General features: G+C 72.5%; 11 protein-coding genes. 7 read left to right on the top strand and 4 right to left on the bottom strand.

The features are described 5' to 3' along the window. Positions 1–91 precede the first annotated feature (91 nt). Positions 92–1,894, top strand: coding sequence for a methionine--tRNA ligase (gene metG / locus ABTW87_RS09255; protein ID WP_350650116.1), 1,803 nt, complete (start codon positions 92–94; stop codon positions 1,892–1,894). 62 nt (positions 1,895–1,956) lie between these two features. Here metG and ABTW87_RS09250 read toward each other — a convergent pair whose 3' ends face one another. Together ABTW87_RS09250 and ABTW87_RS09245 are read right to left on the bottom strand one after the other, a co-directional pair. Further along, positions 1,957–2,808, bottom strand: coding sequence for an alpha/beta fold hydrolase (locus tag ABTW87_RS09250; protein WP_350650114.1), 852 nt, complete (start codon positions 2,806–2,808; stop codon positions 1,957–1,959). 68 nt (positions 2,809–2,876) lie between these two features. Next, positions 2,877–4,124, bottom strand: a complete 1,248-nt coding sequence (locus tag ABTW87_RS09245; RefSeq protein ID WP_350650112.1) for a hypothetical protein — start codon at positions 4,122–4,124, stop codon at positions 2,877–2,879. A 99-nt stretch (positions 4,125–4,223) separates the two neighbouring features. Between ABTW87_RS09245 and ABTW87_RS09240 the strand changes: the two genes are divergently transcribed. The 6 genes from ABTW87_RS09240 (at position 4,224) to ABTW87_RS09215 (ending at position 10,351) form a co-directional block, all read left to right on the top strand. Beyond that, on the top strand, positions 4,224–5,123 hold the full coding sequence (locus ABTW87_RS09240; protein ID WP_350650110.1) for a TatD family hydrolase: 900 nt from the start codon (positions 4,224–4,226) through the stop codon (positions 5,121–5,123). Between the two features lie 82 nt (positions 5,124–5,205). Next, complete coding sequence (gene rsmA / locus ABTW87_RS09235) at positions 5,206–6,075, top strand: 16S rRNA (adenine(1518)-N(6)/adenine(1519)-N(6))-dimethyltransferase RsmA (protein WP_350650108.1); 870 nt, start codon at positions 5,206–5,208, stop codon at positions 6,073–6,075. A 110-nt stretch (positions 6,076–6,185) separates the two neighbouring features. Continuing rightward, positions 6,186–7,133 (top strand): 4-(cytidine 5'-diphospho)-2-C-methyl-D-erythritol kinase, encoded by a 948-nt coding sequence (locus ABTW87_RS09230; protein ID WP_350650106.1) that lies wholly within the window; start codon positions 6,186–6,188, stop codon positions 7,131–7,133. Between the two features lie 216 nt (positions 7,134–7,349). Then, the gene (locus ABTW87_RS09225) at positions 7,350–9,146 is read left to right on the top strand and encodes an ABC-F family ATP-binding cassette domain-containing protein (RefSeq protein ID WP_350650104.1); all 1,797 of its coding nucleotides are present in this window, start codon (positions 7,350–7,352) and stop codon (positions 9,144–9,146) included. Between the two features lie 103 nt (positions 9,147–9,249). Then, positions 9,250–9,705, top strand: coding sequence for a DUF4383 domain-containing protein (locus ABTW87_RS09220; RefSeq protein ID WP_350650102.1), 456 nt, complete (start codon positions 9,250–9,252; stop codon positions 9,703–9,705). A gap of 169 nt (positions 9,706–9,874) precedes the next feature. Beyond that, on the top strand, positions 9,875–10,351 hold the full coding sequence (locus ABTW87_RS09215) for a DUF4383 domain-containing protein (protein ID WP_350650100.1): 477 nt from the start codon (positions 9,875–9,877) through the stop codon (positions 10,349–10,351). Between the two features lies 1 nt (position 10,352). Here the strand turns inward: ABTW87_RS09215 and ABTW87_RS09210 are convergent, their stop codons facing one another. Both ABTW87_RS09210 and ABTW87_RS09205 read right to left on the bottom strand, forming a co-directional pair. After that, positions 10,353–11,036, bottom strand: a complete 684-nt coding sequence (locus tag ABTW87_RS09210; RefSeq protein ID WP_350650098.1) for a TetR family transcriptional regulator — start codon at positions 11,034–11,036, stop codon at positions 10,353–10,355. Between the two features lie 95 nt (positions 11,037–11,131). Continuing rightward, positions 11,132–12,091 carry an acyl-CoA desaturase gene (locus ABTW87_RS09205; RefSeq protein ID WP_350650096.1) on the bottom strand — a complete coding sequence of 320 codons (960 nt, stop codon included), beginning with the start codon at positions 12,089–12,091 and terminating at the stop codon, positions 11,132–11,134. Positions 12,092–12,109: the final 18 nt, after the last annotated feature.

Below are 12,109 nucleotides of genomic sequence, written 5' to 3'. Positions count from 1 at the left end.
ACCAACATCCGACCCGGTCGCGGCCACCGGGCCGACCCGCCCGCCCTATTGGTTCGCAGCGGTCCGGTACGGGTCACTACGCTTGCTGGTCATGAGTCACGTTCTCGCCGCGGTCGCCTGGCCCTACGCCAACGGCCCGCGCCACATCGGCCATGTCTCCGGTTTCGGCGTTCCCTCCGACGTCTTCGCCCGGTACATGCGGATGGCCGGCCACGACGTGCTCATGGTCTCCGGCACCGACGAACACGGCACCCCGATCCAGGTGCAGGCCGACGCGGAGGGGGTCACCCCGCGCGAGCTGGCCGACCGCTACAACCGGGTGATCGTGGAGGACCTGCACGGCCTGGGCCTCTCCTACGACCTGTTCACCCGTACCACCACCCGCAACCACTACGCGGTGGTGCAGGACCTGTTCGACGGGATGCACCGCAACGGGTACATCGTGCCGAAGACCACGATGGGCGCCATCTCGCCGTCCACCGGCCGGACGCTTCCCGACCGCTACATCGAGGGCACCTGCCCGATCTGCGGCTACGAGAGCGCCCGCGGCGACCAGTGCGACAACTGCGGCAACCAGCTCGACCCGATCGACCTGATCAACCCGAAGTCGAAGATCAACGGGGAGACGCCGAAGTTCGTCGAGACCGAGCACTTCTTCCTGGACCTGCCGGCCCTCGCGGACGCGCTGCGGCAGTGGCTGGACACCCGGGAGGGCTGGCGGCCGAACGTGCTGCGCTTCTCGAAGAACCTGCTGGCCGACCTCCAGCCCCGGGCCATCACCCGGGACCTGGAGTGGGGCGTGCCGATCCCGCTTGACGGCTGGCGGGACCGCGCCGACAAGCGCATCTACGTGTGGTTCGACGCGGTGATCGGCTACCTGTCCGCCTCCATCGAGTGGGCCCGCCGCTCCGGCGACCCGGAGGCCTGGCGCCGCTGGTGGTCCACCGACGGCGAGGGCAAGGACGCCCAGGGCTACTACTTCATGGGCAAGGACAACATCGTCTTCCACTCGGTGATCTGGCCGGCCCTGCTGTCCGGCTACTCCGGCGAGGGCTCCCGGGACGGCCAGCCGGGCGACCTGGGCCGGCTCAACCTGCCCACCGAGGTGGTCTCCAGCGAGTTCCTCACCATGGAAGGCAGGAAGTTCTCGTCGTCCCGCCGGGTGGTCATCTACGTCCGGGACTTCCTGGAGCGGTACGACGCGGACGCGCTGCGCTACTTCATCGCCGTCGCCGGCCCGGAGAGCAACGACACCGACTTCACCTGGGCGGAGTTCCTCCGGCGCAACAACGACGAGCTGGTCGCGGGCTGGGGCAACCTGGTCAACCGGTCCATCTCGATGGCGGCGAAGAACTTCGGCGCGATCCCGCCGGTCGACCCGGCCGGGCTCACGGAGGCCGACGAGGCGCTGCTCGCCGTGGCCCGCGCCGGCTTCGCCACGGTCGGTGAGCTGATCGGCAAGCACCGGCAGAAGCAGGCCATCGGCGAGGCGATGAAGGTGGTCGCCGAGGCGAACAGGTACCTGTCCGAGCAGGCCCCCTGGAAGCTCAAGGACGAGGCGGACAAGCCGCGGATGGGCACCATCCTGCACGTCGCCCTCCAGGTGGTCAGCGACGCCAACACGCTGCTCACCCCGTTCCTGCCGCACTCCGCGCAGAAGATCCACGAGCTGCTCGGCGGCACCGGGGTGCACGCGCCGATGCCGGTCGTCGAGGAGGTCGAGGACCTCGACGGCGGGCCCGCGTACCCGGTGCTGACCGGCGACTACTCGGTCGGCGCGCGCTGGGAGTCGGTTCCGCTGGAGGCGGGCCGGCCGCTCGCCGCACCCAAGCCGGTGTTCCGCAAGCTCGACCCGTCGATCGTCGACGAGGAGCTCGCCCGCCTGACCGGCTGACGCCGGGACGGCCCCGGGGTACGCGCCCCGGGGCCGTCGCGTCGCAGCGGCCGCGGCCGGTGTCAGGCGCGGGCCATCGCCGGCGCCCCGATGAATTCCATGATCGCCTTGCTCACCTCGGGCGCGTTGGTCCACGGGGTGCCGTGCGGCGCGCCCTTCAACGTGACCAACTGGCTGCCCGGCAGCATCGGGTGCAGCCGCGCGCCGGTCTTCGGGTACGGCAGGACGTTGTCCTTGTCGCCCTGCACGATCAGCACCGGCACGTCGATGTTCGGCAGGTCACCGCGGAAGTCGGTCTGCCAGGCGTCCACGCTGTCGTGGGTGCCCTTCGCCGAGGCGCGCGCGCCGATCTCCCAGTGCGCCCGGAACGCCTCCTCACTGACCAGCTTCCCCTTGTTCTCGGAGTAGTTGAAGAAGGCCTCGCAGAACTGGGTCAGGTAGGCGAAGCGGTCGTCGATGATCGCCTGCTGGAAGCCCTGGAACAGGCCCTTCTCCACGCCCTCCGGGTTGTCCGGGGTCTGCAACAGGTACGGCGCCAGCGGCGCCAGCAGCACCGCCCGCTGCACCCGGTCCGAGCCGTACGCGCCCAGGTAGCGGGTCACCTCGCCGGTGCCCATCGAGTGGCCCACCAGGATCGCGTTCCGCAGGTCCAGCTCCGACATCAGCACGTCCAGGTCGGCGGCGAACGTGTCGTAGTCGTACCCGAACGTCGGTTGGGCCGAATTGCCGAAACCGCGCCGGTCGTACGTGATCACCCGGTACCCGGCGTTCAACAGCGGTATCGACAGCTTCTCCCAGGTCGCCCCGTTGAACGGGAACCCGTGGATCAGCACGATCGGCTGGCCGGACCCGTGGTCCTCGTAGTACAGGTCGATAGGGGCGGAGTTCTCCGTCCCCACGGTGATGAACGGCATGTTCTCTCCCGAGGTCGCGCTCCCGCATGGTCCCCGGGCGCATTCCCCTGCCGTCCGCCGGTATTCGCTCAGATGACGTACGGGTGGTCCACCACCCGGTCGTCGGTCACCTCGGTGCCCGGTGCCCAGGTCTCGTACACCCCCCGCTCGTGGCACTGCGCACCGGTCGTCGCCACCGCTTCCGGGCCCGGCCGGCACAACCGCAGCCGCAGCCAGCCCGCCTCCTCCCGCAACACCAGGCACGGCACGTCCCGCCACCGGGCGTGGCGCACCCGCCGCGCCACCGAGTCGACCGGGTACCGCGCGGCCCGGGTCATCGCCAGCACCCGGAAACCGCCGGGCAGGTCGGCGACAGCCTCGTACTCGCCACCGGCGTAGCCGCCGATCAGCTGCGTGGACCGGGGCACCTCGCCGGTCGGCACGTACTCCTGGTCCGGCGACAGGCCCGGCACCGCGGCCAGCAGGTGCCGCCACTGCGGGCCGACCATCCGCAGCCACCCCCGCTGCTCCGCCTGGTACGTGTACAACACCACCTCGCTGCCGTCCGCCGGGTACGCGAGCAGGGTCGCGTTCGCCGGCATCGGCAGGTCGGCGAAGTCCCGGGTGATGAACTCCGGCACCAACTGACTGCTGCTCGGCACGAAACCGGTGCCGAGCACCGCCGCGCCGAGGCGGTCGCGGGGCGCCAGCTCGACCAGCCCCCGGTGCTCCGCGCCCACCGGCACGTCGTAGTCGGCCGGGTCGGCGGCCCGCCAGCGCAGCACGTACGTCACGTCAGTGTCGTCCCGGGCCCCCGCGCCGTCCCCGCGCAGCACCGCCGTCGCCGCCGGTGTCCGCAGGTGGGCGACGTCGTGCTCCCGGTAGCAGAAGCCGTGCGGCAGCCACCCCCGCACGTAGCCGGCGAGCTGCCCCGCCGAGAGGATCTTCACCATCCGGGTGCCGCGCCGGACCGCCGCCGACCAACGGACGGCGGTGAGCAGCGGGTCACCCGCGGCCTGCGGTTGCTGGGCGAGCTGATGCACGGACGCCCAGCCCCGCTCCCGGTGCAGCGGCACCAGCAGCGGCGTCTCCGGCTGCTCGACCGGCTCCGCCGCGCCGTGCACCGCCGTCACCTCGGTGACGTGCACGAACCTCCGCCACGGCAGCCCCGTGCCCGGCCGGGGCGCCCACTCGAAACCGGGCACCTCGTCCGCGCTGAACAGCCCGTACGCCGCGCCCCGGGCGATCTCCTCAGCCGGGTACACCCCGCCGCCGTACGCGACCCGCAGTCCGGTGCGCTCGTCGGCGGCACCGCTGGACTGAGACGCGACACTCATGCTGTCACCTCCCGTCTGGTCCATCCGGCGACGCTAAGCGCGCACGGCGTAGCCGGGGTGAACATCGGGTGGCGGGGGGATGGACAGGCCCGGTGTGTGATGCTTGCGGCGATGAGCGAGCAGACCGAGTCCCGCAAGCAGCGCGCCGCCCGCCGCGCCGGCGAGTTTCCGCCCGCGCCCGAGCCGCTGCCCCGCCCGGTGCTGGACAGCCACACCCACCTCGACATCACGGTCCACGAGGTCGGCGTGCCGGGCGGCGGCCCGGTCGACGACCCGGTCGCGAAGGCGGTCGAGGTGGCCGCCGCGGTCGGCGTCGACCGCCTGGTCCAGGTGGGCGTCGACGTCGACTCGTCCCGCTGGGGCGCGGACGTCGCGCAGAAGTACCCGGCGGTCGTCGCGACCGTCGCGCTGCACCCGAACGAGGCGCCGCGGCTGGCCGACCTGGACGAGGCGCTGCGCGCGATCGAGGCCCTCGCCGCCCAGGACCGGGTGCGCGGGGTCGGGGAGACCGGCATGGACTTCTACCGCACCCGCGACGAGGGCCGCGCGGCGCAGGAGCTGAGCTTCCGCGCGCACATCGACATCGCCAAGCGGTACGGCAAGACCCTGGTGATCCACGACCGCGACGCGCACGACGACGTGCTACGGATCCTCGACGACGAGGGCGCCCCGGAGACGGTGGTCATGCACTGCTTCTCCGGCGACGCCGGGTTCGCCCGCGAGTGCGTCCGCCGCGGCTACCTGCTCAGCTTCGCCGGCACCGTGACGTTCGGCAGCGCCGGGGCGCTCCGCGAGGCCGCCGCGGTGACCCCGCTGGGCCAGATCCTCGTGGAAACCGACGCGCCGTACCTCACGCCGATGCCGCACCGCGGCCGGCCGAACGCGTCGTACCTCATCCCGCTCACCGTCCGCGCGCTGGCCACCACCACCGGCGCCGACCTGGACGACCTGTGCGAGGCCATCTCCACAACCGGTGACCGCGCCTTCGGCCCCTGGTGAAAGGAAGGGCCCCTTATTAACGCCTGCGGTAGGTGAAGGGTCCCCTGCAATCACCCGGGCCATCCCACATACGCTACGGGGCGTGACCGGTCTCCTCGGCCCGGCGGAGATCCGGGACCTCGCCGCACGCCTCGGCGTCGCCCCCACCAAGAAGCTCGGCCAGAACTTCGTCCACGACCCCAACACGGTCCGCCGGATCGTCAACACCGCCGGTCTCGCCCCGGACGACGTGGCGCTCGAGGTCGGCCCGGGCCTCGGCTCGCTGACCCTCGCCCTGCTGCCGGTCGCGGCGCACGTGCACGCCGTCGAGATCGACCCCGCGCTCGCCGCCGCCCTCCCGGAGACCGCCGCCCGGCACGCCGGTCCCGACGCCGACCGGCTCACCGTGCACCGGGCGGACGCGCTGCGGGTCACCGCCGCCCAGCTCGGCGACCCCGCGCCGACCGCGCTGGTCGCCAACCTGCCGTACAACGTCGCCGTGCCGGTGGTGCTGCACCTGCTCGCCGAGCTGCCGACCGTGCGGCACGGCCTGGTGATGGTGCAGAAGGAGGTCGCCGACCGGCTCGTCGCCGGTCCGGGCTCCAAGGTGTACGGAGTGCCGTCGGTCAAACTCGCCTGGTACGCCCGCGCCCGCGCCGCCGGGAAGGTCCCGCCGAACGTCTTCTGGCCGGTGCCGAACGTCGACTCCGGACTGGTCGCCTTCACCCGTCGCGAGCCGCCCCGCCCCGACGTACCCCGGCAGCGGGTCTTCGCCGTCGTGGACGCGGCGTTCGCGCAGCGCCGAAAGACGCTCCGCGCGGCCCTCGCCGGTTGGGCCGGCGGCGCCGACCGGGCAGCGGCGGCGCTCACCGCCGCCGGTGTGGACCCCGGCGCACGCGGGGAGTCACTCACCGTCGAGCAGTTCGCCGACATCGCCGCGTCGGCCCCGGCCGCCGCGCCGGCCGCCCGCTAGGCTGGCGCCGTGCCCGCCCTGGGGCCGCGTGTACGCGCCCGCCACCGACAGCAGGAGCTGATCGTGACCAAGCCGTTCGACATCCGGTCGCGCGTCCGGGACAACACCCCGTGACCGAGGCCTGGCGACCGGACGACGACGGGCCGCGGGGCGCCAGCGGGCCGGTACGCGTACGGGTGCCCGCCAAGGTCAACCTGCACCTCGGGGTGGGTCCGCTGCGCCGCGACGGCTACCACGAGTTGAACACCGTCTACCACGCGATCTCGATCCACGACGAGCTGACCGCGCGCCGCGGTGACACCCTCACCCTGACCATGGAGGGCGAGGGCACCGGGGAGCTCGCCCTGGACGACTCCAACCTGGTCATCCGGGCCGCGCACGCCCTCGCCGGGTACGCGGGCGTCCTCCCGCACGCCCGGCTGCACCTGCGCAAGCAGATCCCCCTCGCGGGCGGGCTGGCCGGAGGCAGCGCCGACGCCGCCGCCGCGCTGGTCGCCTGCGACGCGCTGTGGGGCACCGGGCTGTCCCGCGACGAACTGGCCGACATCGCCGCCGACCTGGGCTCCGACGTGCCGTTCCTCATTCACGGCGGCACCGCGCTCGGCACCGGCCGGGGCGAGGCGGTCAGCCCGGTGCTGGCCCGCCCCACCTCCTGGCACTGGGTCGTCGCGATCGCCGACGGTGGCCTGTCGACTCCGGCCGCGTACGCCGAACTCGACCGGCTCCGCGACGCCGGGACCGCTCGCCCGCCGCTCGGCAGCACCGACGCGCTGCTCGCCGCGCTCCGGCAGCGCGACCCCCGGGTGCTCGCCGCCGCCCTGGGCAACGATCTCCAGGACGCCGCGCTCTCCCTGCGTCCGTCGCTGGCCGCCACCCTGAAGGCGGGCGAGTCGGCCGGCGCGCTCGCCGGCCTCGTCTCCGGATCGGGGCCGACCTGCGTCTTCCTCGCCGCCGACGCGTCCGACGCGGAGCGGATCGCCGCCGAGCTGGACGCCGCCGACGTGTGCCGGCAGGCCCGCACCGCCCACGGCCCGGTCGCCGGCGCCCGGATCGTCTGACCGCCCACACGGCCCCCGTTCCGAAGCAGGTGTGATCGACCCGAGGCCGCTGGTGTGGCGGATACCGCGATGCCGGGGGCATAGAGTCGATCATGATGGCGCGGCACGCGGATGCCGGGTGCGCGCGTTACTGGCGGACGCGTGGCCCGCGTACGCTTGGGGTGGGCGTCCTGAGGTGCCAGCCGGCACCGGGACGCCCTGACCATGGGAGGTGAAGTGGCCAACATCGTCAACCTGGACCGCGTGTCCAAGGGCTACGGCGCCGCCGGGCCACTGCTCACCGACGTCTCGCTCGGCCTTGACGACGCCGACCGCATCGGCGTCGTCGGCCTCAACGGCGCCGGCAAGTCCACCCTGCTGCGCCTGCTCACCCGGCAGGAGGAGCCGGACGACGGCCGCGTCACCCACCGCCGCGACCTGCGCGTCGCCTGGCTGCCGCAGACCCTCCAGCTCGCCCCGGAGGCGACCGTCCGCGACGTCGTCCTCGGCACCGCCTGGCTGGGCGAGAGCATGGGCGCCGAGCACGAGTGGGCCGGCGACGCCGGCGTCCGCGCCATCCTCGACGGCCTCGGGATGCCCCACCTCGGCCTCGACGCCCCGGTCGGCCCGATGTCCGGCGGTGAGCGCCGGCGGGTGGCCCTCGCCGCGCTGCTCGTCCGCGACTCCGACCTGCTCGTCCTCGACGAGCCCACCAACCACCTCGACGTCGGCGGCGTCGACTGGCTCGCCCGCCACCTCCTCGGCCGAAAGGGCGCCCTCGTCGTGGTCACCCACGACCGGTGGTTCCTCGACGCCGTCTGCACCACCACCTGGGAGGTCGCCGACCAGACCGTCCGGGCGTACGAGGGCGGCTTCGCCGCCTGGACCCTCGCCCGCGCCGAACGCGAACGGGTCGCCGCCGCCACCGAGGCCCGCCGGCAGAACCTGCTCCGTAAGGAGATCGCCTGGCTGCGCCGGGGCCCGCCGGCCCGCACCTCCAAGCCCAAGTTCCGCATCGACGCGGCCAACGCGCTCATCGCCGACGTGCCGCCGCCGCGCGACACCATGTCGCTGCAACGGCTGGCCACCGCCCGGCTCGGCAAGCAGGTGTACGACCTGGAGCACGTCCGCCTGCACGCCGGTCCGAAGGAGATCCTGCACGACCTCACCTGGCAGGTCGGCCCCGGCGACCGGATCGCGATCCTCGGCCGCAACGGCGCCGGCAAGACCACCCTGCTGCGGATGCTGGCCGGCGTCACCCGCCCCGACGGCGGCCGGTTCGCGGCCGGCTCCACGGTGCGGCCCGCGTTCCTCTCCCAGGAACTCGCCGAACTCCCCGGTGACCTGCGTGTCCTCGAAGCCGTCGAGGAGGTCGCCCGGCGGGTCCGCCTCGGCGACCGGGAGATCTCCGCCGCCCAGCTCGCCGAGGTCTTCGGTTTCGACGACCGGCGGCTCTGGACCCCGGTCGCCGACCTCTCCGGCGGGGAGCGGCGCCGGCTGCAGATGCTGCGGCTGCTCGCCGCCGAACCGAACGTGCTGCTGTTCGACGAGCCCACAAACGACCTCGACACCGACACGCTCGCCGCCCTGGAGGACCTGCTCGACTCCTGGCCCGGCACGATCGTCGTGGCCAGCCACGACCGGTACCTCATCGAGCGGGTCACCGACTCCGCGTACGGGATGTTCGGTGACGGCCGGCTGGTCCACCTGCCCGGCGGCGTCGACGAGTACCTGGCCCGGGCCGCCGACGGCGCCGGGCCGGCAACCGCCCCGGCGGCGGAACCCGACCGGCCCGCGCCGACCGGCATGTCCGCCGCCGAGGTACGCCAGGCCCGCAAGGAGCTGGCGAAGCTGGAACGGCAGGTCGGCAAGCTGGAACAGAAGGAGGCGGACCTGCTCGACCGGCTGGCCGCCAACGCCACCGATTACGCGACGGTCGCCGGCCTGGACGCCCAGCTCAAGGACGTGCGGGCCGAACGGGAGCAGGTCGAGGAGGCGTGGCTGGCGCTCGCCGAGCAGCTCCCGGCCGGCTGACCTCCGGCTTCGCGGCGACCGGCGGGGCCGTGTGCGGCGTCACACCGGCGCATGCGGGAGAATCACCGACGACCCGCACCCCAGCGTCGTTGGAGACTCAGACATGGCCCACACCCCCGTGAACCACCCCGCGCGGCCGATCTTCCGGGCGATCGGCGGGCTGACCGGTCTGTACCTGGTCGCCTTCGGCGTGGTCGGCCTCATCACGAGCGCCGGCAACGAGGTCCTCGCCCAGGACGACACCACCGTCTTCGGCCAGGGCACCAACCTCGGGTTCTCGCTGCTCAGCGTGCTGCTCGGTGGTGCCGTCCTGGCCGGCACGGCGATCGGCCGCAACGTCGACGTCATGATCAACCAGTGGTTGGCGTACGTCATCATGGCGCTCAGCCTCGCCGGGCTCGCGTTCATCCGCACCGAGGTCAACATCTTCAACTTCAGCGTGGCGACCGTGATCGTGCTGATGGTGATCAGCCTGGTCCTCCTCATGGTCGGCATGTACGGCAAGGTCGGCACCGAAGAGGAGAACGAGGCCTGGCAGAAGGCCCGGCTGGTGCTCTGAGGCGTTCCGCTCCTGGTTCTCGCCGGAGCCCGACCCGCGGTCAGGTTTGACCCCGCCACGGTCGGGCCCCGGCGAGCCGTCGGTACGCGCTTCCTGGGCGATTCGGGGTACGTGCGGCTTCTGTCCGGGCGACAATGTCCCCTGACTGTCGTCCTCGGTCGGAGGCGTGATGGCGCACTTCCCGCTGAACCACCCGGCGCGGCCGATCTACCGGGTCCTCTCCGGCCTGATCGGGCTCTACATCCTGGTCTTCGGTGTCTGGGGCACCGCGTTGACGCTTGGCGACCCGCTCTTCGAGCGCGACGGCGGCTGGGTGCTCGGGCTGCGCACCAACCTCGCGTTCTCGCTCGTCTCGGTCGTCTTCGGCGCCTTCCTGCTGGTGGGCGCGTCCCGGCGTGGCAACCTCGGCCACTACATGAACCTGACGGCCGGCGTGGTCTTCCTGGTCACCAGCATCCTCATGATGTCGGTGCTGCAGACCCCGGCGAACTTCCTCAACTTCTCGATGTCGACGGTCATCGTGTCGATGCTCTTCGGGCTGATCCTGCTCGGCACCGGCCTCTACGACAAGGTCGGCCCCGCGGAGCACGCCGAGGACGAGCGGCGGAGGCGCAACCACCCCGTCGCCGAGTCGAACAACCGCTGACTCACCGCCCCCGCACGGTGATCAGGCCCGGCTTCGCCTCCAGGTGCGACAGGCCGTTCCAGGCCAGGTTCACCAGGTGCGCCGCCACCGTCTCCTTGCGTGGCTTGCGCACCTCCAGCCACCACCGGCCGGTCAGCGCGACCATCCCCACCAGAGCCTGCGAGTAGAGCTCGGCGAGCTTCGGGTCGTACCCCCGGCTGGAGAACTCGGCACCCAGGATGTGCTCCACCTGGTGCGCGACGTCGTTCATGACGCTGCTGAAGTTGCCCGTCGCCGACATCAACGGCGACTCCCGGACCAGCACCCGGAACCCGCTGGTCTCCTCCTCGATGTACGTGAGCAGCGTCAGCGCGGCCTGCTCCAGCAGCTCGCGCGGGTGGCCGGCGGTCAACGCGGTGGTGATCCGGTCCAGCAGGCTGCGGACCTCCCGGTCCACCACCACCGCGTACAGGCCCTCCTTGCCGCCGAAGTGCTCGTACACCACCGGCTTGGAGACCTTCGCCCGGGACGCCACCTCCTCGATCGACGTGGCATCGAACCCGCGTTCGGCGAAGATCTGCCGTGCGATCGAGATCAGCTGCTCGCGCCGCTGGGCCGCCGACATGCGTATCCGGGAGGGTTTGCCGGACGCCGGGACCGCCCGGCGGCGACCCGCGGTGCTGTCGCCACCCGGCGCATCCGTCATGTCGTCACCTCGTCGGCGCTCGGTGACGCCCTGTCGTGGGATCGAGCCGCTCACCCGGGCCATACTGCCAGGTAACGTCGGCCGGCACCCTCCGGTTACCGCTCGGTGCCGGCCTTCACCAGCTTCGCGGCGATCCGCTCGGGCTTCGGCCACCGGACGTCCCGGGCCGCCCCGAGCTTCTCGAACAGCCAGATCACCCGGGCCGAGATGTCCACTTGGCCGCGCAGGACGCCGTGCCGCGCGCTGGTCGGGTCGGCGTGGTGCAGGTTGTGCCAGCTCTCGCCGAAGGACAGGATCGCCAGCGGCCAGAAGTTCGCGGCCCGGTCGCCCTGGCGCATCGCGAACGGCCGCTCGCCGTACACGTGACAGACCGAGTTGATCGACCAGGTCACGTGGTGCAGCAGTGCGATGCGCACCAGGCCGGCCCAGAAGAACGCGGTGAGCGCGCCCTGCCACGACCAGGTGAGCAGCCCGCCCAGGACCGCCGGCCCGAGCACCGACACCGCCACCAGCAGCGGGAACAACCGGTCGGCCCGGTTGATGTCGCGGTCGGCCAGGAGGTCCGGGGCGAACCGCTCCCGGTTGGACAGTTCGCGGTTGAACAGCCAGCCCAGGTGGGCGTGGAACAACCCCTTGGCGAGCCCCCGGACGGTCGCGCCGAACCGCCACGGCGAGTGGGGATCGCCCTCCAGATCGGAGAAGGCGTGGTGGCGCCGGTGGTCGGCCACCCACTGGATGATCTCGCCCTGCACGGCGAGCGATCCGGCCGCGGCGAGCCCGATCCGCAGCCAGCGGGCCGCCTTGAAGGAGCCGTGCGTGAAGTAGCGGTGGTAGCCGACCGTGATGCCGAGCCCGGAGAGCACGTACCAGAAGGCGGCGATCCCCACGTCCGTCCAACTCAGCCAGCCGCCCCAGGCGACCGGGACGGCCGCGATCAGGGCCAGGAACGGTACGACCACGAAGGCCCAGAGGGCGATGAGGATGCCGCGGGACTGGGTGCCCTGGGTGAGGGGCTTCGGGCCGGGTACGGATTCGACGAGAGTGGTCGACGACATGGCACCTCGCAGAGGGGA

It is taken from the genome of Micromonospora sp. NPDC126480, assembly GCF_040302465.1.
GTDB lineage: Bacteria > Actinomycetota > Actinomycetes > Mycobacteriales > Micromonosporaceae > Micromonospora.
Note: the sequence above shows the minus strand (reverse complement) of the source record. Positions and strands in the feature narration are given on the sequence as shown.

Excerpts from the sequence above, each read along its gene's own strand:
- metG (WP_350650116.1), top strand. The coding sequence starts at position 92 with ATGAGTCACGTTCTCGCCGCGGTCGCCTGGCCCTACGCCAACGGCCCG.
- ABTW87_RS09250 (WP_350650114.1), bottom strand. The coding sequence starts at position 2,808 with ATGCCGTTCATCACCGTGGGGACGGAGAACTCCGCCCCTATCGACCTG.
- ABTW87_RS09245 (WP_350650112.1), bottom strand. The coding sequence starts at position 4,124 with ATGAGTGTCGCGTCTCAGTCCAGCGGTGCCGCCGACGAGCGCACCGGA.
- ABTW87_RS09240 (WP_350650110.1), top strand. The coding sequence starts at position 4,224 with ATGCTTGCGGCGATGAGCGAGCAGACCGAGTCCCGCAAGCAGCGCGCC.
- ABTW87_RS09220 (WP_350650102.1), top strand. The coding sequence starts at position 9,250 with ATGGCCCACACCCCCGTGAACCACCCCGCGCGGCCGATCTTCCGGGCG.
- ABTW87_RS09215 (WP_350650100.1), top strand. The coding sequence starts at position 9,875 with ATGGCGCACTTCCCGCTGAACCACCCGGCGCGGCCGATCTACCGGGTC.
- ABTW87_RS09210 (WP_350650098.1), bottom strand. The coding sequence starts at position 11,036 with ATGACGGATGCGCCGGGTGGCGACAGCACCGCGGGTCGCCGCCGGGCG.
- ABTW87_RS09205 (WP_350650096.1), bottom strand. The coding sequence starts at position 12,091 with ATGTCGTCGACCACTCTCGTCGAATCCGTACCCGGCCCGAAGCCCCTC.